The following is a 20,303-nucleotide window of genomic DNA, read 5'->3' on the forward strand; positions in this document are numbered from 1 at the left end:
ATGGCACGTTCATTAAAAAAAGGACCTTATATCCATTATAAGTTAGAAAAGAAAGTTGCAGAAAATGTAGCTTCAAACAAGAAGACTGTTATCAAGACTTGGTCAAGAGCGTCTATGATTTCGCCAGATTTCGTAGGTCAGACTATAGCAGTTCACAATGGTCGTCAATTTGTTCCAGTATATGTAACTGAGAATATGGTAGGTCATAAATTAGGAGAATTTTCACCAACAAGATCATTTAGAGGTCATGCAGGTGCTAAGAATAAAGGTAAAAAATAAGAATCATGGGAAGTCGTAAAAAACAAATGGCGGAAGCTATTAAGGCTGAGAAGAAGCAGGTTGCTTTTGCTAAGCTAAATAACTGTCCTACATCTCCAAGAAAAATGCGTTTAGTTGCAGATTTAGTAAGAGGCGAAAAGGCAGAGAAAGCTCTTCAGATTCTTAGATTTAGCCCTAAGGAAGCGTCTCGTCGTTTAGAAAAATTAGTAATGTCTGCAATTGCAAACTGGCAAGCTAAAAACGAAGATGCTGATGTTGAGGAAGCTAATCTATTTATCAAAGAGATTAGAGTAGATGGAGGTACAATGCTTAAGCGTTTACGTCCAGCACCTCAAGGTAGAGCACACAGAATTAGAAAAAGATCTAACCACGTTACTGTTGTGGTAGATTCATTAAATAAAACACAAAGCTAAGGTAGAGATATGGGACAAAAGACAAATCCAATCGGAAATCGCTTAGGAATTATCAGAGGATGGGAATCTAACTGGTATGGCGGAAATGATTATGGAGACAAACTTGCAGAGGATGATAAAATCCGTAAGTATATCCATGCTCGTTTATCTAAAGCTAGTGTAAGTAGAGTAATTATTGAGCGTACGCTTAAACTTGTAACCGTTACTATCACTACTGCTAGACCTGGTATTATTATCGGTAAAGGTGGTCAAGAGGTAGACAAGCTAAAAGAAGAGCTTAAGAAAATTACTGGTAAAGAAGTTCAATTGAACATCTTTGAAATTAAAAGACCTGAACTAGATGCACATTTAGTAGCAGCAAGTATTGCTCGTCAGATAGAAAGTCGTATTTCTTACAGAAGAGCAATCAAAATGGCTATCGCTGCAGCTATGCGTATGAATGCTGAAGGAATCAAGGTTCAAATTAGTGGTCGTTTAAATGGTGCTGAAATGGCACGTTCTGAGCACTACAAAGAAGGACGTATTCCTTTATCTACATTTAGAGCTGATATTGATTACGCTCTTGTTGAAGCACATACTACTTACGGTAGATTAGGTGTGAAAGTGTGGATTATGAAAGGCGAAGTTTATGGAAAAAGAGAACTTTCTCCATTAGTAGGTCTTTCTAAGCAAAAAGGAAAAGGTGGACGTGGAGGAAACAAAAACCAACGTCGTAGAAAGTAATTTTTTAAAGAAAAGACAAAATGTTACAGCCTAAAAGAACAAAATTTCGTAAGCAGCAAAAAGGTCGTATGAAAGGTAATGCCGGAAGAGGTCATTTGTTATCAAATGGTACTTTTGGTATAAAATCTTTAGACTCGTCATTTATAACTGCACGTCAAATAGAAGCAGCTCGTATTGCCGCTACTCGTTATATGAAAAGAGAAGGATCGTTATGGATTAAAATATTTCCAGACAAACCTATTACAAAAAAGCCTCTTGAAGTACGTATGGGTAAAGGTAAAGGTGGTGTAGAATATTGGGCAGCTGTTGTAAAACCAGGACGTGTATTATTTGAAGTAAGTGGAGTGCCGTTAGAAACAGCTCAAGAAGCTTTGCGTTTAGCAGCACAAAAACTTCCAGTAAAAACTAAGTTTATCATTGCTAGAGATTACGAAGCATAATAAAAAGAAATTATGAAGCAATCAGAAATTAAACAGCTTTCAACAGCTGAGTTACAAGAAAAACTTAGTGAGACTAAAAAGAGTTATTCAGACCTAAAAATGGCTCACGCAATATCTCCTTTAGATAATCCAATTCAGCTTCGTGCTGTAAGAAGAACTGTAGCTAGATTAGCAACAGAATTAACTAAAAGAGACGGACAATAATTGTATTCTGCTGAAAGATGGAAAAAAGAAATTTAAGAAAAGAACGTATAGGAGTAGTTACTAGTAACAAAATGGAGAAATCTATTGTTGTTTCAGAAGTAAAAAAAGTAAAACATCCTATGTATGGAAAGTTCGTGTTAAAGACAAAGAAATATGTTGCGCACGATGAGAAAAACGACTGCAACGAAGGAGATACTGTAAAGATCATGGAAACAAGACCTATGAGTAAATCTAAGTGTTGGAGATTAGTAGAAATAATTGAAAGAGCGAAGTAATTATGGTACAACAAGAATCAAGATTAAAAGTAGCAGATAACACAGGAGCTAAAGAAGTTTTAGTAATTCGTGTTTTAGGTGGTACAAAAAGAAGATACGCTTCTGTTGGAGATAAAGTAGTAGTTTCTGTTAAAGACGCTACTCCTAATGGAAATGTAAAGAAAAAAGCAGTTTCTACTGCTGTTGTTGTACGTACAGCTAAAGAAGTAAGACGTCCAGATGGATCTTACATCAGATTTGACGATAATGCATGTGTATTATTAAACCCACAAGGTGAAATGAGAGGTACACGTGTATTTGGTCCAGTAGCAAGAGAACTTCGTGATAAACAATTCATGAAAATTGTATCATTAGCACCAGAAGTGCTTTAATTGATAAATAAGATGACAAAGCTTAAAATAAAATCAGGAGATACTGTAAAAGTAATTGCTGGAGACCACAAAGGATCAGAAGGTAAAGTGCTTAAAGTATTAAAAGATAAGAACAAAGCCATTGTGGAAGGTGTAAACATGGTGAAGAAACACACTAAACCAAGTGCACAAAACCCACAAGGAGGTATTGTAGAGAAAGAAGCATCAATTCATATTTCAAACTTGTCTTTATTAACAAGTAAGGGAGAAACTACAAGAGTAGGTTATAGAATGGATGGCGACAATAAAGTAAGATTTTCTAAAAAATCTAATGAAGTAATTTAATTATGGCTTACGTTGCAAGATTAAAAAAAGAGTACAAGGAAAAAGTAATTCCTGCTCTTACAGAAGAATTTGGATATAAAAATGTAATGCAAGTACCTAAACTTGAAAAGATAGTTTTATCTAGAGGTGTTGGTGCTGCTGTTGCTGATAAGAAGTTGATTGATCACGCTGTTGATGAATTAACGAAGATATCTGGGCAAAGAGCCGTAGCTACAATTTCTAAGAAAGACGTTGCATCATTTAAATTACGTAAAGGAATGCCAATTGGCGCAAAAGTAACCTTACGTGGTGAGCAAATGTACGAGTTCTTAGATAGATTAGTAACAACTGCATTACCACGAGTAAGAGATTTTAACGGTATCAAAGCTACAGGTTTTGATGGTCGTGGAAACTATAACTTAGGTATTACAGAACAAATCATTTTCCCTGAAATTGATATTGATAAAATCAATAAAATATCAGGAATGGATATTACATTTGTGACTTCTGCTGAAACAGATAAGGAAGCAAAGTCTTTATTAACAGAACTAGGATTACCATTTAAAAAGAATTAAGTATGGCTAAAGAATCAATGAAAGCTCGTGAGGTGAAGCGTGCAAAGACAGTAGCTAAATATGCTGAGAAAAGAAAAGCTTTAAAAGAAGCTGGAGATTACGAAGCGTTACAAAAGCTGCCAAAAAATGCATCACCAATACGTATGCATAACCGTTGTAAACTTACAGGAAGACCAAAAGGTTATATGAGACAGTTTGGTATCTCTCGTGTAATGTTTAGAGAAATGGCTAACAAAGGGTTAATTCCAGGTGTAAAAAAAGCAAGTTGGTAACATTGAGGAAGCGAATTAGCTTCTGTACAATTATCAATATAACTATTGTATAATCGGAATCTAGGTTCGAGAAGTTCGAAAACCATTTTCCTAAATTTTAAACTATGTACACAGATCCAATAGCGGATTATTTAACGCGAGTTAGAAATGCTGTGAAAGCTAACCACAGAGTGGTTGAGATTCCTGCATCTAACTTAAAAAAGGAGATAACTAAAATATTATTCGATCAAGGATATATTTTAAGTTACAAGTTTGATGACTCAACAGTACAAGGTACAATTAAGATTGCCTTAAAGTACAACAAGGAGACAAAAGAGTCTGTCATCAAAAAAATTCAAAGAATCAGTAAACCAGGTTTACGTAAATATGCTGGTGCTAACGAAATGCCAAGAATCTTAAATGGTTTGGGTATTGCAATTGTTTCTACCTCTCACGGAGTGATGACTGGTAAGCAAGCGCAAAGAGAAAACGTTGGTGGCGAAGTATTATGTTATGTTTACTAAAAACAGGAAATTATGTCAAGAATAGGTAAAAGCCCAATCACAGTTCCTGAAGGTGTAACTGTAGAAATTAAAGATAACGTAATTACAACAAAAGGTAAGTTAGGAGAATTATCTCAACCTTACTCTGATGTAGAAATTACTTTAGAAGACGGTACCATCACTTTAAACCGTCCTTCTGAGAAGAAAGATCACAGAGCAAAACACGGTCTTTACAGAGCGTTAATTGCCAATATGATAGAAGGTGTGTCTAACGGATTTACTAAAGAATTAGAATTAGTAGGTGTAGGTTATAGAGCATCAAATCAAGGACAAAAATTAGATTTAGCAATTGGTTTCTCTCACAATATTGTTATGGACATTGCTCCAGAAGTAAAAGTTGAGACAATTTCAGAAAAAGGTAAGAACCCAATCGTTAAATTAACATCTCACGACAAACAATTAGTAGGTCAGGTAGCAGCGAAAATCCGTAGCTTCCGTAAGCCAGAACCTTACAAAGGAAAAGGTATTAAGTTTGTTGGTGAAGAAATTAGAAGAAAAGCAGGTAAATCAGCTTAATAAGTAAGTTATGGCATTAACAAAGAACGAAAGAAGACTAAGAATAAAAAACAGAATCCGTAAGGTAGTATCTGGTACAGAAGCTAGACCAAGATTGGCTGTTTTTAGAAGTAATAAAGAAATTTATGCTCAGATCGTGAATGATGTAACTGGTGTAACTATAGCTGCTGCATCTTCAAGAGATAAAGATATAGCAAAGTCTAAAGGAAATAAGACTGAGATTGCTGCTTTAGTAGGAAAAGCTGTTGCAGAAAAAGCTATGAAAGCTGGTGTAGAAACTATCTCTTTTGATAGAGGTGGTTATTTATATCATGGTAGAGTAAAATCATTAGCAGAAGGTGCTAGAGAAGCAGGACTTAAATTTTAAGACATTATGTATCAAAAATATAAAAACGCAGAATTAGTAAAACCAGGCGGATTAGATTTAAAAGACCGTTTAGTAGGTGTACAGCGTGTAACTAAAGTAACAAAAGGTGGTAGAGCATTTGGTTTTTCTGCTATTGTAGTTGTTGGTGACGAAGCTGGCGTTGTTGGTCATGGATTAGGAAAATCTAAAGACGTAGCAACAGCAATTTCAAAAGCTGTAGAAGACGCGAAAAAGAACTTAGTAAGAATTCCTATCGTAAAAGGTACATTACCACACGAGCAAAAAGGAAAATACGGTGGTGCTAGAGTAAATATTATTCCAGCTGCACCTGGTACAGGAGTTATTGCTGGTGGTGCTGTAAGAACAGTACTTGAAGCAGTTGGTGTACATGATGTATTATCAAAATCTCAAGGATCTTCAAATCCTCATAACGTTGTAAAAGCTACTTTTGATGCTTTATTACAATTAAGAGATGCAAAGGCTGTAGCAAGAGAACGTGGAATTTCACTTGAAAAAGTATATAAAGGATAATCTAGGACAAGATGGCAAAGATTAAAGTAACTAAAGTAAAAAGTGCAATCAATCGTACTAAAAGACAAAAGCAAACATTAGAAGCTTTAGGTCTTAGAAAGATTGGACAAGTAGTAGAGCACGATGCCACACCAAATATCCTTGGTATGGTAAAAAAAGTTGAACATTTAGTTTCTGTAGAGGAAGCTTAAAAATATAAACTTAACAATGGATTTAAGTAATTTAAAACCTGCAGAAGGTTCAGTTAAAAATCAAGGAAAACGTGTTGGACGTGGTCAAGGATCTGGTAAAGGTGGTACTGCGACAAGAGGACACAAAGGTGCTAAGTCACGTTCAGGATACTCTAAGAAATTAGGTTTCGAAGGTGGTCAAATGCCTTTACAAAGACGTGTTCCTAAGTTTGGATTTACTAACATTAACAGAGTAGAATATCAAGGTATAAACTTAGATACTTTACAAGAGTTAGTAGACGAAAAGAAGATAAAAGATACTGTAGATTTTGAAACACTTGTATCATTAGGTAAAGCTGGAAAGAACGATCTAGTTAAAATCCTAGGTAGAGGTGAATTAAAAGCAAAATTAACAGTAACTGCACATAAATTTACTGCTACAGCAAAAGCTGCTATTGAAGCTGCTGGTGGTGAAGCTGTAACTTTATAAGATTTAAAAGATGAAGATAATAGAAACATTAAAAAACGTCTGGAAAATCACTGAGCTTAAAGATAGAATTATTCTAACCTTAGGCTTGTTATTAGTGTACCGTTTTGGTGCTCAGGTGGTTTTGCCAGGTGTAGATTTTCCAAAGTTGTCAGAGCTTCAAAGTTCTGCTGCAGAGGGTGGTTTATTATGGTTAATTAATGCATTTACAGGAGGTGGTTTTTCTAAAGCTTCTGTTTTTGCACTCGGTATTATGCCATATATCTCTGCATCTATCGTTGTACAGCTTATGGGTATTGCAATTCCTTATCTACAGAAACTCCAAAAAGAAGGAGCGAGTGGACAAAAGAAAATTACTCAAATTACACGATGGTTAACAATAGGAATTTGTTTGGTACAGGCACCTGCTTATTTAGGTACTATTCCGTCTTTATCTGGGCTACAGTCAATCAACCAAATGTTAATACCTGGCTTTTCAGAAAGTATTTTCTATTTCTCATCAGTAATTATTCTAGTTACAGGTTGTGTTTTCGCAATGTGGTTAGGTGAAAAAATTACTGATAAAGGGATAGGTAATGGTATTTCATTATTAATTATGGTTGGTATTATAGCAACCATGCCACAGTCATTTGCTCAAAACATGTTCTCAAGATTAGAAGGTGGAAATGGTGGATTTATGATGATTTTAATAGAATTAGTTATATGGTTCTTAATCATCTTAGGTTCAGTATTCTTAGTAATGGCAGTACGTAAAATTGCTGTTCAATACGCAAGAAGAACAGCTTCTGGTGGCTATGAGAAAAATGTATTTGGATCACGTCAGTTTTTACCATTAAAGCTAAATGCTTCAGGTGTAATGCCTATTATATTTGCACAAGCAATAATGTTTGCACCTGCATATATTGGTAAATTATTCGGACCTGAAAGTGGAGTAGGACAATGGATGCAAACTAACTTCCAAGATATCTTTGGATTTTGGTACAACCTTGTTTTTGCATTATTAATTATAATATTTACATATTTCTATACTGCAATTACAGTACCTACTAACAAAATGGCAGACGATTTAAAACGTAGTGGTGGGTTTATTCCTGGAATTAGACCAGGTACAGAAACAGCTGAGTACTTAGATAAGATTATGTCTCAGATTACATTACCAGGATCTATTTTCTTGGCCTTAGTAGCAATATTCCCTGCGTTTGTATACCAATTAGTAGGAGTGCAACAAGGTTGGGCATTATTCTTTGGTGGTACATCATTATTAATTATGGTTGGTGTGGCTATTGATACTATGCAGCAGATTAATTCTTATTTATTAAATAAGCATTATGATGGCTTGATGAAAACCGGTAAGAACAGAAAATCTGTTACCGCATAATTATAAAATCAATAAAAATGTTCAACTAAAAATTAGGCAAGGTATTTGTTAAATGAAGACTGAACATTAAAAATAAATTATGGCAAAGCAAGCAGCAATAGAACAAGACGGAACAATAATAGAGGCATTATCTAATGCAATGTTTCGAGTTGAATTAGAGAATGGTCACATTGTGACGGCACACATATCTGGTAAAATGCGTATGCATTACATTAAGTTATTGCCAGGTGATAAAGTAAAATTAGAAATGAGCCCATACGATTTAACTAAGGCTCGTATAACCTATAGATACTAACAAGATGAAAGTAAGAGCATCAGTTAAAAAGAGAAGTGCTGATTGTAAATTAGTACGTCGTAAAGGAAGACTTTACGTTATTAACAAAAAGAATCCAAGATTCAAGCAAAGACAAGGATAAAAAAGTCAATTAGTAATTAGTAGTTAGATGAATCTGTTCGAAATCGAAAGGTTTAGGATTCTAACAACTAAAAGCTAACAGCTAAAAACTAAATTATATGGCAAGAATTGCAGGTGTAGACATACCAAAACAAAAAAGAGGAGTTATCTCTTTAACTTATATCTATGGTATAGGTAGAAGTAGAGCTAAGGAAATTTTAGAGACTGCTAAAGTTGACGAGAGCACTAAAGTACAAGATTGGACTGACGACGAAATAGGAGCAATCCGTGAAGCCGTTGGTTCTTACAAAATTGAAGGTGAATTACGTTCTGAAACACAATTAAACATTAAGCGTTTAATGGATATTGGATGTTACAGAGGTATTCGTCATAGAGCTGGTCTTCCATTAAGAGGGCAGCGTACTAAGAACAACTCTCGTACAAGAAAAGGTAGAAGAAAAACAGTTGCTAACAAGAAAAAAGTAACTAAATAATAACAGACATTAGTCATTAGTAATTAGACGTTAGATGAATCTGTTCGAAATCGAAAGGTTTAGGATTCTAACAACTAAAAGCTAACAACTAGAAACTAAAAAATATGGCAAAGTCAAGTTCAAAAAAACGTAAAGTAATAGTAGATGCTATTGGTGAAGCACACATCACAGCTTCATTTAACAACATCATTGTTTCTTTAACAAATAAAAAAGGTGACGTAATCTCTTGGTCATCTGCTGGTAAAATGGGCTTTAGAGGTTCTAAAAAGAATACTCCATATGCAGCTCAATTAGCTGCTGAAGATGCTGCAGGTGTAGCAAAAGAAGCTGGTTTAAAGAAAGTAAAAGTATACGTTAAAGGTCCTGGTAACGGTAGAGAATCTGCTATCAGATCTATTCACAATTCAGGTATTGAAGTATCAGAAATTATTGATGTAACTCCAATGCCACATAACGGTTGTCGTCCTCCTAAGAGACGTCGCGTATAATAATGTACACATAGTAAGGTTAATATCAGTCGATTATTCGGTTGATATTAACTTTTTTTATGTACATTTGCAAACTGAAAAATTTAAAACAAGTATCAACGAGAGATTAACGGTTATAGAAGGATAAGCTTAAGACCTTAATTTTATAATCACTCTCAAAATTAATTTAAAATGGCAAGATATACTGGTCCTAAAACTAAAATAGCTCGTAAATTCGGACAAGCTATCTTCGGAGACGATAAAGCCTTCGAAAAAAGAAACTATCCTCCAGGTCAACACGGTAACAACAGAAGACGTGGAAAAAAATCTGAATATGCTATCCAATTAATGGAAAAGCAAAAAGCTAAATATACCTACGGTATTTTAGAAAAGCAATTCAGAAATATGTTCAAAAGAGCAACTGCAGCTCAAGGTATTACAGGTGAAGTATTATTACAATTATGTGAGTCTCGTTTAGATAACGTGGTTTTCAGAATGGGTATTGCTCCAACTAGAAGTGCTGCAAGACAATTAGTATCTCACAGACATATTACAGTTAATGGTCAAAAGGTAAATATTCCTTCTTACCAATTAAAGGCTGGTGATGTTGTAGGTGTAAGAGAAAAATCTAAATCTTTAGAAACTATTCAAGCTTCATTATCTAACTCTAGCAATGTTTATGAGTGGATAACTTGGAATAATGATAAAATGGAAGGAACTTATGTTTCTGTACCAGCTAGAATCCAAATTCCTGAGCAAATCAATGAGCAGTTCATCGTCGAACTTTACTCTAAATAATAAATTAATCACATTGGTATTTGGCCAAAGGGTTTATTTGTCTTCTTCAAACTTATAAACCGCGCAACCAAATAACAATTAAAACGAAGACAACAAAATGGCAATATTAAATTTCCAAAAACCAGACAAAGTAATCATGATTGATTCTACTGATTTCGAAGGTAAATTCGAATTCAGACCATTAGAGCCAGGATATGGTTTAACAGTTGGTAATGCATTAAGACGTGTATTATTATCTTCTTTAGAAGGTTTCGCAATCACTTCTGTTAGAATAGAAGGTGTAGATCATGAGTTTTCTACAATTTCTGGTGTAGTAGAAGATGTAACTGAAATGATATTAAACTTAAAGCAAGTAAACTTTAAACGTCAGATTGATGAAGTAGATAACGAAACTGTTACTATTTCTATCTCTGGACAAGAGCAAATTACTGCTGGTGATTTCCAAAAGTTTATTTCTGGTTTCCAAGTATTAAATACAGATTTAGTAATCTGTAACTTAGATCCTAAAGTAAATATCAACATGGAGTTAACGATTGAAAAAGGTAGAGGATACGTTCCTGCTGAAGAAAATAAAAAAGCTTCTGCTCCAATGGGAACAATCTTTACAGATTCTATCTACACTCCAATAAAAAATGTTAAGTACAGTATCGAAAACTTCCGTGTTGAGCAAAAGACGGATTATGAAAAATTAGTTTTCGAAATCTTAACAGATGGTTCTATCCATCCTAAGGATGCTTTAACTGAAGCAGCTAAAATATTAATCCACCACTTCATGTTATTCTCTGATGAGCGTATTACATTAGAAGCTGATGAGATTGCACAAACAGAAACTTATGATGAAGAATCACTTCACATGAGACAGTTACTTAAGACTAAATTAGTTGATATGGATCTTTCTGTACGTGCACTTAACTGTTTAAAAGCTGCAGAAGTAGATACTCTAGGTGATTTAGTATCATTCAACAAAAACGATTTAATGAAATTCAGAAACTTTGGTAAGAAGTCTTTAACTGAGCTTGAAGAATTAGTAAGCGTTAAAGGTCTTAACTTTGGTATGGATTTAAGTAAATACAAATTAGATAAAGACTAATTATAATTAATTATTAATCATATTTTGCTCCTCAAAAAATGAGTTCGGTAGCAAGATGATAAAACAAGAGTCATGAGACACGGAAAAAAATTCAATCATTTAGGTAGAAAATCTGCGCACAGAAAGGCAATGTTAGCAAATATGGCATGTTCTTTAATAGAGCATAAGCGCATTAATACTACAACAGCGAAGGCTAAAGCTTTAAAACAGTTTGTAGAGCCATTAATTACTAAGTCTAAGGAAGACACTACTCACAATAGAAGAATTGTGATGTCTAGACTTAGACAAAAAGAGGCAGTTGCAGAATTGTTTAGAGATGTAGCAGCTAAAGTAGGTGATCGTCCTGGTGGTTATACACGTATCATCAAGTTAGGAAACCGTTTAGGTGATAACGCTGATATGGCAATGATTGAATTAGTAGATTACAACGAGCTTTATAATGCTGGTAAGCCTGCTAAGAAATCTACTCGTAGAAGTAGAAGAGGTGGTAAGAAGAGCACAACTGCTGTTCCGCCAGTAGAAACTCAAGCTTCAAACGAAGAAGAATAATCGATGTTAATAATCATTGATAAATATAAAGGATAGACTTTTTAAGTTTATCCTTTTTTTTTGGAATTTTGTAAAACTTTTTCTGTCAAGGCAGAAATCTCATAAACATTGCACATGAAATATAAACAAAGAAAAAAAGCACTGATTCTATTAGAGGATGGTACAATTTTCTATGGTAAGTCCATAGGCAAAGACGGTACAGCATTTGGTGAAGTATGTTTTAACACAGGTACAACTGGCTATCAAGAAATTTTTACAGATCCTTCTTACTATGGTCAACTTATGGTAACTACAAATGCTCATATTGGTAATTATGGTACTAAGGAAGATGAGATGGAATCTGAGAATGTAAAAATTGCTGGTTTAATTTGTAAAAACTTTAGTTTTGAATACTCTCGTCCTGCAGGCGATAGTTCATTAGAAGATTTCTTTGAAAAATACAATACACTTGCCATTGCAGATGTAGATACAAGAGCTCTGGTGAGCTATATAAGAGATAATGGAGCGATGAATGCTGTTATTTCTACCGAAGTAGAAGATATAGATAGTCTTAAAAAACAACTAGCAGAACAGCCAAATATGAAAGGGTTGGAGCTAGCTTCAAAAGTGTCAACAAAAGAACCGTATTATTTTGGTGATGAAAATGCCACTTATAAAATTGCTGCATTAGATATAGGAATAAAAAAGAATATTCTTAGAAACTTAGCAAAGCGAGATGCTTACATAAAGGTATTTCCATACAATTCTAAATTTGAAGATTTAGAAGCATTCAATCCAGATGGTTACTTTTTATCAAACGGACCAGGTGATCCTGAACCATTGGTAGAAGCGCAAACAGTTGCAAAAGAAATTATTTCCAGAAATAAGCCATTATTCGGTATATGTTTAGGTCATCAAGTTATTGCTTTAGCTAATGGAATTTCTACTTATAAAATGCATAATGGACATAGAGGTATAAACCATCCGGTAAAAAATCTTATTACAGGAAAAGGTGAGATTACGTCTCAAAATCATGGCTTTGCTATTAATAGAGAAGAAACCGAAGCCAATGAGAATGTAGAAATAACGCATGTGCACCTTAATGATAATACAGTAGCAGGTATAAAAATAAAGGATAAAAATTGTTTTTCGGTACAGTATCATCCAGAAGCAAGTCCTGGACCTAACGATTCAGTGTATTTATTCGACCAGTTTATTGAGAATATTAAAAACAACTAATAGAAAAAACGCAACAAAAATTCAGATTTGTTGCGTTTTTTTAGTTTCGAAAACATTATAGTAAATATTAATCGTAATTATGATTTTTGTTCTGTTTTACGGTCTATATTTTCGTAATTTTGGAATAATCAACAATTAAAAAGATAAAGAAATGAGCATTATAGTTAATGTACACGCAAGACAAATTTTAGATTCTAGAGGTAATCCAACTGTAGAAGTAGATGTTGTAACAGAAAATGGTATTATGGGAAGAGCAGCAGTGCCTTCTGGTGCTTCTACTGGTGAACATGAAGCTGTAGAATTAAGAGATGGAGGAGATACTTACATGGGTAAAGGCGTGTTAAAGGCTGTAGAAAATGTGAATTCAACTATTGCACAAGAATTACTTGGTATATCTGTTTTTGAACAAAATATGATTGATCAATTAATGATTGAAATCGATGGAACAAAAAATAAAGGTAACTTAGGTGCCAACGCAATTTTAGGAGTTTCACTTGCCGTTGCAAAAGCTGCAGCTAATGAATTAGGAATGCCATTATATCGCTATGTTGGTGGTGTATCTGCAAACACGTTGCCATTACCAATGATGAATATCATTAACGGTGGTTCTCATAGTGATGCACCAATTGCATTTCAAGAATTTATGATTATGCCTGTTAAAGCCAAAAACTTTACACACGCTATGCAAATGGGAACTGAAATTTTCCATAACCTTAAAAAGGTATTACACGACAGAGGTCTCAGTACAGCTGTAGGTGATGAAGGTGGTTTTGCTCCGAACTTAGAAGGTGGAACAGAAGACGCCTTAGATTCTATAAAATTGGCCGTAGAAAAGGCAGGATATACATTTGGTGAGGACGTTAAGATTGCTTTAGACTGTGCAGCAGCAGAGTTTTATGTAGATGGAAAATATGACTATACAAAGTTTGAAGGTGAATCTGGTAAAGTAAGAACTTCAGCAGAACAAGCAGAATACTTGGCAGAATTGGCTTCAAAATACCCAATCATTTCAATTGAAGATGGTATGGACGAAAACGATTGGGATGGGTGGAAAGTTTTAACAGACAAGATTGGCGATAAAGTACAGTTGGTAGGTGACGATTTATTTGTGACTAACGTAGAGCGTCTATCTCATGGAATAGAAAATGGTATCGCTAATTCTATCTTAATCAAAGTAAATCAAATTGGTACTTTAACTGAAACTATTTCGGCAGTAAATATGGCCCATAATGCAGGTTATACTTCGGTTATGTCTCATAGATCAGGTGAAACAGAAGATAATACTATTGCAGATTTAGCAGTGGCATTAAATACAGGTCAGATTAAAACAGGTTCTGCATCACGTAGCGATCGTATGGCAAAATACAATCAGTTATTACGTATAGAGGAAGAGCTTGGAGATGTAGCTTATTTTCCACAAGAGAAAGCCTTTAAAGTGAAGTAAAAAGTCTTTAAGAATAAATTTTAGAGCGATTATCTAACTAGATAATCGCTCTTCTTTTATATAAAGGTTTAAGGTGTTAAATCATTGATAAATTGACTTCCGAAATCGTTTGATATTTCGTAAATTAGCAATCCTTAAAAATTCACAAAAACAAGTAAAAAAATATGTCAGATAAAGCTACCTTAGAAATTAATGGTGAAAAGTACGAACTACCACTCAAAGTAGGAACTGAGAATGAAGTTGCCATTGATATAAAAACCTTGAGAAGTGCAACAGGAGGTGTTATCACCATAGATCCTGGTTATAAAAACACAGGAAGTTGCGAGAGTGCAATAACGTTTTTAGATGGTGAAAAAGGAATACTAAGGTACAGAGGTTATTCAATTGAAGAGCTTGCTGAGAAAGCTGACTTCCTAGAAGTTGCTTATCTTTTAATATTTGGTGAATTACCAACTAGAGAGCAGTTAGATAAGTTTGAAAATGACATAAAGGAAAAATCTGTTGTAGATGATGATGTAAAAAAGATTTTAGATGCTTTCCCTAAGTCTGCTCATCCAATGGGAGTGTTATCTTCTTTAACAAGTGCATTAACGGCATTTTATCCTTCTTCAGTAGACGTAAATTCTGAGGAAGCTATGTACAATGCCATAGTTAGAATAATGGCGAAATTTCCAATTCTTGTAGCATGGACAATGCGTAAGAAGCAAGGATTACCTTTAGATTATGGTGATAAAAATTTAGGTTATGTAGAGAATGTTCTTAAAATGATGTTTAAGAGCCCAAATAGTGAGTACGAACAAAATCCTATTTTGGTAAATGCATTAGATAAATTATTAATTCTTCATGCAGATCACGAGCAAAACTGTTCTGCATCAACAGTAAGAATTGCAGGTTCTTCTCATGCAGGCTTATTTGTATCGTTAGCTTCTGGTATCTCTGCACTTTGGGGACCATTACACGGAGGTGCAAATCAAGCCGTATTAGAAATGTTAGAAGCTATTAAGGAAGATGGTGGTGACACTAAGAAATATATGGCAAAAGCTAAAGATAAAGAAGATCCTTTCCGCTTAATGGGCTTTGGTCACCGTGTTTACAAAAACTTTGATCCAAGAGCAAGAATTATTAAAAAGGCCGCAGATGAAGTATTAGGAGATTTAGGTGTAGAAGACCCTATTTTAGATATTGCTAAAGGATTGGAAAAAGAAGCTTTAGAAGATCAATACTTTGTGGATAGAAAATTATATCCTAACGTAGATTTCTATTCAGGTATTATTTATAGAGCAATGGGTATACCTGTAGAAATGTTTACTGTAATGTTTGCATTAGGTCGTTTGCCAGGTTGGATTGCACAGTGGAGAGAGATGCGCATGCGCAAGGAGCCAATAGGTCGTCCAAGACAATTATATATTGGTGAAACTTACAGAGAATTTAAAACTATCGATAAGAGATAATTTATAATATTGAAAAGCAAAAAAGCTTCATAAAACTATGAAGCTTTTTTTGTGCCTATAGAGATAATAACTATCGAATTTAGTCAAAACTAAACAGAAAGTAAATAGTCAAAGCCATTAGATAAATTACTACAAGCATTTACAATGAAACTTAATATACCAAACGAAACGTCTCGCTTAAGAGCTGTTATTTTAGGAACGGCAAAAAGTAATGGTCCTACACCATCTGTAGAGGATGCTTACGACCCAAAATCCCTAGAGCACATCAAAGCAGATACATATCCTAAAGAAGAAGATATGGTAGAAGAAATGGAAGCCGTAGCTAAGGTATTTGAAAAGTACGATGTAAAAGTTTACAGACCACAAATTATAACAGACTGTAATCAGATTTTTACAAGAGACATAGGTTTTGTAATTGATGATATTTTTATAAAAGCAAACATATTACCTGATAGGGAAGAAGAGTTAGATGCTATTCAATATGTAATTGATAAAATGGACAAGGACAAGGTAACAAGACCGCCTGCAGAAGTACATATTGAAGGAGGTGATGTTATTGTATGGAATGACCACATATTTATAGGTACATACAGAGGAGATGATTATGCTGATTATATTGTAGCTCGTACCAACAAAGCAGGTGTAGATTACATTGCAGAAAAGTTTCCACACAAAACCGTTAAGAGTTTCGACCTGAGAAAGTCACAGACAAACGCAATGGAAAATGCATTGCACTTAGATTGTTGTTTTCAACCCATAGGAAAAGATAAAGCTATACTACATAAAAATGGATTTTTAGAAGAAGCAGAATACCAATGGCTAGTAGATTTCTTTGGTAAGGATAATATTTTTGAAATTACAAAAGAAGAAATGTACCATATGAACAGTAATGTGTTTTCAATTTCTGAGGATGTTATCATTTCAGAAAAGAATTTCACAAGATTAAATACTTGGTTGCGTAAAAATGGCTTTACAGTTGAAGAAGTGCCTTATGCAGAAATAGCAAAACAAGAAGGGTTATTGCGTTGCTCTACATTACCATTGATAAGGGACTAGTCTATATAAAAATCAACTTTTGTTTTTTCCAAAGCCATAGGTGTTTTGCCCTATAAAATCTTGAGGAAATTTATCATCGCCTTTAAAACCTATTTCTATCGTTCCGCTATCTTCAGGAACATAGTTTGTTTTGAAAATGTAATCCCACAGACTTAAACTAATGCCATAATTAACACCATTTTTACCTTCTGGTAAATGATAGGCATGATGATATAAATGCATTACAGGATTATTAAAAATGTATTTTAACGGTCCCCAAGTTATTTTAATATTGGAGTGGTTAAAGTGACCTATAGCTATAGCTATAAAGTGCACTATAAAAGCTTGTTCTGGTTCAAAACCTCCAATAATCATAACACCGAATGTTTTTAATGGCTTATATAAGATGTTTTCCATCCAATGGAATCTTAAGTGAGCTGCAAATCCCATTTCTTTTACACTATGATGAACTTTATGAAAATTCCATAGAAATTTATATCTGTGTAGAAGCACGTGTGTAAACCATTGCACAAAATCTAGAATTATAAAAAATACTAGTAATTGCATTCCAGTAGACCAATTAGACATATCTATCAACGCTAAACTTTTAGCAGTAATATTTACTTCAGCAAATAACAATTCTAAAATCTTATAAAAACCACTGATAACAATAGAAAACATAAAGAAATTAAAAAACATATAAAATGCATCTAACCAAAAGTCGCGTCTAAAAATAGATTGATCCTTTCTCCATGGAAAGGCAATTTCTAATAGCCATACAAAAATAGATATAGCTATAAGTCCCCAAAAATAGTTAGTGTACCATGGCACTTCAAAAACTATTGATTTCCAAGTCCAGTTTAATGTGCCTTCAAATGCGTTAATAAATGCGTCTAAATACTTTTCCATTTTAATTTTTAATTTGTGAGATATGATCACTTTCTATAGGTAAGTCATCAAAATGACTCCATTCGGTCCATGATCCATCGTAGTTCATAATATTTTTATATCCCAATAATTCTGATAGAACAAAAGTGGTATGTGCTGACCGTACACCACTATGACAATATAAAATTATGGAATCTGTTTTTTTAATATTTAAATCTTTATAGATTGATTCTATAGCATCATTGGATTTTAACTTTTTACTTCCGTGATAATCAATAGAATTGGCCCAATCTACATGAATGCTTCCAGGTATTCTACCAGCACGTTTAGCACCAGCTTTAAGTAATTTCCCCGAAAATTCATCTTCTGTTCGTGTGTCAATAATAGTAAAGTTCTTACCTAATGATTCAAGGAGTTTTTCTTTGTTTATATAGTGTTTCATATTAGGTTCTCCAGATAGCTTAAATTCAGATTGTTTTAAAATAGGTGTGAGGGTATCTAAGCTTCCCTCTGATTCAATCCATGCCGAAATGCCACCATTTAAAAGTTTGACAGTATTAAAATTGTAATTTTTTAATATCCACCATAGTCTTGCAGACTCACACATACCTCTGTCATCATATATTATTAAAGTATCTTCAGAGTTGATACCAAGTTTTTGAAACAATGATTCTATCTGTTGTTTACTTGCCATCATTCCGCCATATGAATATGAAGAATCTTCAATATCTGATCTCCATAAGTTTAACGCTCCAGTTATATGCCCATTCTTGTAATCTTCTTTTTTTCTAAAATCTATTATTTTTATTTGTGGTTCATTAAGATATTTTTTTAGGGTGTTTACCTCAATTAAGGCACCAGTTTCCAAATCATTTGGTTCGGTTACTTTTTCATTTTGGCAAGACCAAAAGACAACAGATAATAGAACTAAACTAATCCTCCAACTCATACCATTCTATATTAGTCAATCCCATACGTCTACCTTTGGATTTTGGTGGATAATTAGTGACTAAATAATTCACAATGATTTCTTGATTACCTCCTAAATCCCATAAATTTTGAGTTTCTTGCATCCATTTTATAGTAGTATTCCAACGTTCTTTTGTCATTCGGTTTTGGGTTATAAGTTTTGCGGAATGGCAATTGGTACAGTTATTAACAACAACCATTAAGCCTTCAGCATCAACTAAACCAGTCCTTACATGAATACCATTTTCAATTAAGTCTTCATCTTCTGTTTGTTCTACACTTACCATATCTTTAGAAGTGTTTTTAAACATATCTGGATTATTTGCATAATATAACAGACCACCACTGGCAACAACAAAAAGCACTAATAATGCAAAAAGTGTTTGGTGTAAAGATTTTACTTGATTGCTGAATGTTTTTTCTTTCTCCATCATTTAACTTTCACAGCAATTCGATGACAGGCATTATTAAGATACCCTTTAGGATTCCATCCTGGCAATAACATAGGTTGTGATATGCCATCTGAATCTGTTGCTTTTGCCCAGACTTCATAATACCCTTTTTTAGGGAAACTTATTGAAGCACTAAAATGTTGCCAGGCCAATCTATTGACAGGTGGTTCTACTTTACATTCTTTCCAAGTAGATCCAAAATCAATAGAATACTCCATTGTTGCAACTTCTAATTCTCCTGCCCAAGCATGACCTCTTATATCAAGATTTTTTCCATGTTTAATGATAGCACCTGTTTTTGGGTAAGTAATTAATGATTTAACTGGCATAGATTCAATAATGCACATGTCTTCATCTTTTACTTTCTCACCTGGTGCTACAGTTTCACAAGGAACTCTATAGGCGGTACCAGTCATTTTTGCACCATCATGAATTTTATTTCGTATACTTATTCTATTAACCCATTTACCAGAAACTGAAGCAGGCCAACCACCAGCCACTAAGCGAAGAGGGTAGCCATGAACTAGAGGTATGTCCTTACCATTCATTTCATAGGCTAATAAGGTTTCATCCTGAAGTGCTTTAGACATTGGACAACCTCTTGATATAGGTTCTTTATTTGGGTCTTTGCTAAGATGTTGGTCAACAGCATGATACCCAATATAAACTGCGTTATTTTTAATACCAGCATCTTCTAGAACATCTCTAAGTCTTACACCACTCCAAGATGCGCAATGTACAGCACCAACAGTCCACTGATTACCTTTAGCTGGTGGATCAAATTCTGCTCGACCATTTCCACCACATTCTAGAGTGAGTTGGTAGGTGTGTTTTTTGAACTTAGATTTAAGCTCTTCTAATGTATATATCTTTTTTGTTTTAACAGATTCACCATCAATTGTAAGTGTCCATGTCTTAGCGTCAATAGCTTCTGGTACAAAGCCATTATTTCTAATAAACATTGACGGATTACTTGTAACTTTTTCGTCTAATAAATGGGCTTGAGCTTCAATATTCCAAGGCTTGTCATTTAAGACAATCATATCTTTATGCTTATTGAAGAGTTTGTAGGGATCTGGATCTTGAAGAGCTAAAGGTGTGTACCCTTCTGGCATTTTAGACCCAAAAACAACTTCAGCACCTATCAAAGCTGCTATTGATCCTAAAGTTCCTTTTTTAACAAAATCTCTTCTTTTCAAACCTGTAAA

32 protein-coding genes are annotated in these 20,303 nt (G+C 34.1%); 28 read left to right on the forward strand and 4 right to left on the reverse strand.

Annotated elements, in window-relative coordinates; all coding sequences use genetic code 11:
• From rpsS to ACXAFS_RS12170, 28 genes are all read left to right on the forward strand, one after another.
• Positions 1 to 279 carry a 30S ribosomal protein S19 gene (gene rpsS, locus ACXAFS_RS12035; protein ID WP_008269180.1) on the forward strand — a complete coding sequence of 93 codons (279 nt, stop codon included), beginning with the start codon at positions 1 to 3 and terminating at the stop codon, positions 277 to 279.
• Positions 280 to 284: 5 nt separating this feature from the next.
• The gene (gene rplV / locus ACXAFS_RS12040; RefSeq protein ID WP_138434826.1) at positions 285 to 692 is read left to right on the forward strand and encodes a 50S ribosomal protein L22; all 408 of its coding nucleotides are present in this window, start codon (positions 285 to 287) and stop codon (positions 690 to 692) included.
• A 9-nt stretch (positions 693 to 701) separates the two neighbouring features.
• The gene (rpsC, locus tag ACXAFS_RS12045; protein WP_076620335.1) at positions 702 to 1,415 is read left to right on the forward strand and encodes a 30S ribosomal protein S3; all 714 of its coding nucleotides are present in this window, start codon (positions 702 to 704) and stop codon (positions 1,413 to 1,415) included.
• Positions 1,416 to 1,435: 20 nt separating this feature from the next.
• Positions 1,436 to 1,855, forward strand: coding sequence for a 50S ribosomal protein L16 (gene rplP, locus ACXAFS_RS12050; RefSeq protein ID WP_278006377.1), 420 nt, complete (start codon positions 1,436 to 1,438; stop codon positions 1,853 to 1,855).
• A 12-nt stretch (positions 1,856 to 1,867) separates the two neighbouring features.
• Positions 1,868 to 2,059 (forward strand): 50S ribosomal protein L29, encoded by a 192-nt coding sequence (gene rpmC / locus ACXAFS_RS12055; protein WP_278006378.1) that lies wholly within the window; start codon positions 1,868 to 1,870, stop codon positions 2,057 to 2,059.
• A gap of 17 nt (positions 2,060 to 2,076) precedes the next feature.
• Positions 2,077 to 2,334, forward strand: coding sequence for a 30S ribosomal protein S17 (gene rpsQ / locus ACXAFS_RS12060; RefSeq protein WP_076620340.1), 258 nt, complete (start codon positions 2,077 to 2,079; stop codon positions 2,332 to 2,334).
• A 2-nt stretch (positions 2,335 to 2,336) separates the two neighbouring features.
• Positions 2,337 to 2,705, forward strand: a complete 369-nt coding sequence (rplN, locus tag ACXAFS_RS12065) for a 50S ribosomal protein L14 (protein WP_278006379.1) — start codon at positions 2,337 to 2,339, stop codon at positions 2,703 to 2,705.
• A gap of 12 nt (positions 2,706 to 2,717) precedes the next feature.
• A complete protein-coding gene (gene rplX, locus ACXAFS_RS12070; protein WP_138434823.1) occupies positions 2,718 to 3,029 on the forward strand; it encodes a 50S ribosomal protein L24 in 312 nt (103 codons plus the stop codon).
• A 2-nt stretch (positions 3,030 to 3,031) separates the two neighbouring features.
• Positions 3,032 to 3,583: a 50S ribosomal protein L5 gene (rplE, locus tag ACXAFS_RS12075; RefSeq protein ID WP_475307222.1), complete on the forward strand. Its 552-nt coding sequence runs from the start codon at positions 3,032 to 3,034 to the stop codon at positions 3,581 to 3,583.
• A 2-nt stretch (positions 3,584 to 3,585) separates the two neighbouring features.
• Positions 3,586 to 3,855 (forward strand): 30S ribosomal protein S14, encoded by a 270-nt coding sequence (gene rpsN / locus ACXAFS_RS12080; RefSeq protein ID WP_076620346.1) that lies wholly within the window; start codon positions 3,586 to 3,588, stop codon positions 3,853 to 3,855.
• 104 nt (positions 3,856 to 3,959) lie between these two features.
• A complete protein-coding gene (gene rpsH / locus ACXAFS_RS12085; RefSeq protein WP_076620347.1) occupies positions 3,960 to 4,358 on the forward strand; it encodes a 30S ribosomal protein S8 in 399 nt (132 codons plus the stop codon).
• Positions 4,359 to 4,370: 12 nt separating this feature from the next.
• Complete coding sequence (gene rplF, locus ACXAFS_RS12090) at positions 4,371 to 4,913, forward strand: 50S ribosomal protein L6 (RefSeq protein ID WP_475307223.1); 543 nt, start codon at positions 4,371 to 4,373, stop codon at positions 4,911 to 4,913.
• 10 nt (positions 4,914 to 4,923) lie between these two features.
• Positions 4,924 to 5,280 carry a 50S ribosomal protein L18 gene (gene rplR / locus ACXAFS_RS12095; RefSeq protein WP_475307225.1) on the forward strand — a complete coding sequence of 119 codons (357 nt, stop codon included), beginning with the start codon at positions 4,924 to 4,926 and terminating at the stop codon, positions 5,278 to 5,280.
• A gap of 6 nt (positions 5,281 to 5,286) precedes the next feature.
• Complete coding sequence (rpsE, locus tag ACXAFS_RS12100) at positions 5,287 to 5,811, forward strand: 30S ribosomal protein S5 (RefSeq protein WP_076620350.1); 525 nt, start codon at positions 5,287 to 5,289, stop codon at positions 5,809 to 5,811.
• A gap of 11 nt (positions 5,812 to 5,822) precedes the next feature.
• On the forward strand, positions 5,823 to 6,002 hold the full coding sequence (rpmD, locus tag ACXAFS_RS12105; protein ID WP_076620351.1) for a 50S ribosomal protein L30: 180 nt from the start codon (positions 5,823 to 5,825) through the stop codon (positions 6,000 to 6,002).
• Positions 6,003 to 6,018: 16 nt separating this feature from the next.
• A complete protein-coding gene (gene rplO / locus ACXAFS_RS12110) occupies positions 6,019 to 6,471 on the forward strand; it encodes a 50S ribosomal protein L15 (RefSeq protein ID WP_243471096.1) in 453 nt (150 codons plus the stop codon).
• 10 nt (positions 6,472 to 6,481) lie between these two features.
• Positions 6,482 to 7,846 (forward strand): preprotein translocase subunit SecY, encoded by a 1,365-nt coding sequence (gene secY / locus ACXAFS_RS12115; RefSeq protein WP_475307226.1) that lies wholly within the window; start codon positions 6,482 to 6,484, stop codon positions 7,844 to 7,846.
• 79 nt (positions 7,847 to 7,925) lie between these two features.
• Entirely contained in the window at positions 7,926 to 8,141 is a 216-nt protein-coding gene (gene infA / locus ACXAFS_RS12120; RefSeq protein ID WP_007094967.1) for a translation initiation factor IF-1, read from the forward strand.
• 4 nt (positions 8,142 to 8,145) lie between these two features.
• Positions 8,146 to 8,262 (forward strand): type B 50S ribosomal protein L36, encoded by a 117-nt coding sequence (gene ykgO / locus ACXAFS_RS12125; RefSeq protein WP_008269159.1) that lies wholly within the window; start codon positions 8,146 to 8,148, stop codon positions 8,260 to 8,262.
• Positions 8,263 to 8,359: 97 nt separating this feature from the next.
• Positions 8,360 to 8,734 (forward strand): 30S ribosomal protein S13, encoded by a 375-nt coding sequence (gene rpsM, locus ACXAFS_RS12130; protein ID WP_138434817.1) that lies wholly within the window; start codon positions 8,360 to 8,362, stop codon positions 8,732 to 8,734.
• A gap of 104 nt (positions 8,735 to 8,838) precedes the next feature.
• On the forward strand, positions 8,839 to 9,222 hold the full coding sequence (gene rpsK / locus ACXAFS_RS12135) for a 30S ribosomal protein S11 (protein WP_076620357.1): 384 nt from the start codon (positions 8,839 to 8,841) through the stop codon (positions 9,220 to 9,222).
• Positions 9,223 to 9,393: 171 nt separating this feature from the next.
• On the forward strand, positions 9,394 to 9,999 hold the full coding sequence (gene rpsD / locus ACXAFS_RS12140) for a 30S ribosomal protein S4 (protein ID WP_475307228.1): 606 nt from the start codon (positions 9,394 to 9,396) through the stop codon (positions 9,997 to 9,999).
• A gap of 97 nt (positions 10,000 to 10,096) precedes the next feature.
• Positions 10,097 to 11,089, forward strand: a complete 993-nt coding sequence (locus ACXAFS_RS12145; RefSeq protein WP_138434814.1) for a DNA-directed RNA polymerase subunit alpha — start codon at positions 10,097 to 10,099, stop codon at positions 11,087 to 11,089.
• A 72-nt stretch (positions 11,090 to 11,161) separates the two neighbouring features.
• Positions 11,162 to 11,638: a 50S ribosomal protein L17 gene (rplQ, locus tag ACXAFS_RS12150; RefSeq protein WP_475307230.1), complete on the forward strand. Its 477-nt coding sequence runs from the start codon at positions 11,162 to 11,164 to the stop codon at positions 11,636 to 11,638.
• Positions 11,639 to 11,752: 114 nt separating this feature from the next.
• A complete protein-coding gene (carA, locus tag ACXAFS_RS12155; protein WP_475307231.1) occupies positions 11,753 to 12,856 on the forward strand; it encodes a glutamine-hydrolyzing carbamoyl-phosphate synthase small subunit in 1,104 nt (367 codons plus the stop codon).
• Between the two features lie 151 nt (positions 12,857 to 13,007).
• Positions 13,008 to 14,300, forward strand: coding sequence for a phosphopyruvate hydratase (gene eno / locus ACXAFS_RS12160; RefSeq protein ID WP_475307233.1), 1,293 nt, complete (start codon positions 13,008 to 13,010; stop codon positions 14,298 to 14,300).
• Between the two features lie 164 nt (positions 14,301 to 14,464).
• Positions 14,465 to 15,751, forward strand: a complete 1,287-nt coding sequence (locus ACXAFS_RS12165) for a citrate synthase (protein WP_475307234.1) — start codon at positions 14,465 to 14,467, stop codon at positions 15,749 to 15,751.
• 144 nt (positions 15,752 to 15,895) lie between these two features.
• Complete coding sequence (locus ACXAFS_RS12170; RefSeq protein ID WP_475307235.1) at positions 15,896 to 16,807, forward strand: dimethylarginine dimethylaminohydrolase family protein; 912 nt, start codon at positions 15,896 to 15,898, stop codon at positions 16,805 to 16,807.
• 12 nt (positions 16,808 to 16,819) lie between these two features.
• Here the strand turns inward: ACXAFS_RS12170 and ACXAFS_RS12175 are convergent, their stop codons facing one another.
• The 4 genes from ACXAFS_RS12175 to ACXAFS_RS12190 are packed head-to-tail and all read right to left on the reverse strand — an operon-like array spanning position 16,820 to position 20,294.
• Complete coding sequence (locus ACXAFS_RS12175) at positions 16,820 to 17,695, reverse strand: sterol desaturase family protein (RefSeq protein WP_475307236.1); 876 nt, start codon at positions 17,693 to 17,695, stop codon at positions 16,820 to 16,822.
• Position 17,696: 1 nt separating this feature from the next.
• Entirely contained in the window at positions 17,697 to 18,623 is a 927-nt protein-coding gene (locus tag ACXAFS_RS12180; RefSeq protein WP_475307238.1) for a sulfurtransferase, read from the reverse strand.
• Positions 18,607 to 19,074: a monoheme cytochrome C gene (locus ACXAFS_RS12185; RefSeq protein WP_475307239.1), complete on the reverse strand. Its 468-nt coding sequence runs from the start codon at positions 19,072 to 19,074 to the stop codon at positions 18,607 to 18,609. Before ACXAFS_RS12185 ends, ACXAFS_RS12180 begins: the two co-directional genes overlap by 17 nt.
• Positions 19,074 to 20,294, reverse strand: a complete 1,221-nt coding sequence (locus ACXAFS_RS12190; protein WP_475307240.1) for a sulfite oxidase — start codon at positions 20,292 to 20,294, stop codon at positions 19,074 to 19,076. Before ACXAFS_RS12190 ends, ACXAFS_RS12185 begins: the two co-directional genes overlap by 1 nt.
• Positions 20,295 to 20,303 lie beyond the last annotated feature (9 nt).

This window comes from Winogradskyella sp. ABM4_392 (genome assembly GCF_056160445.1).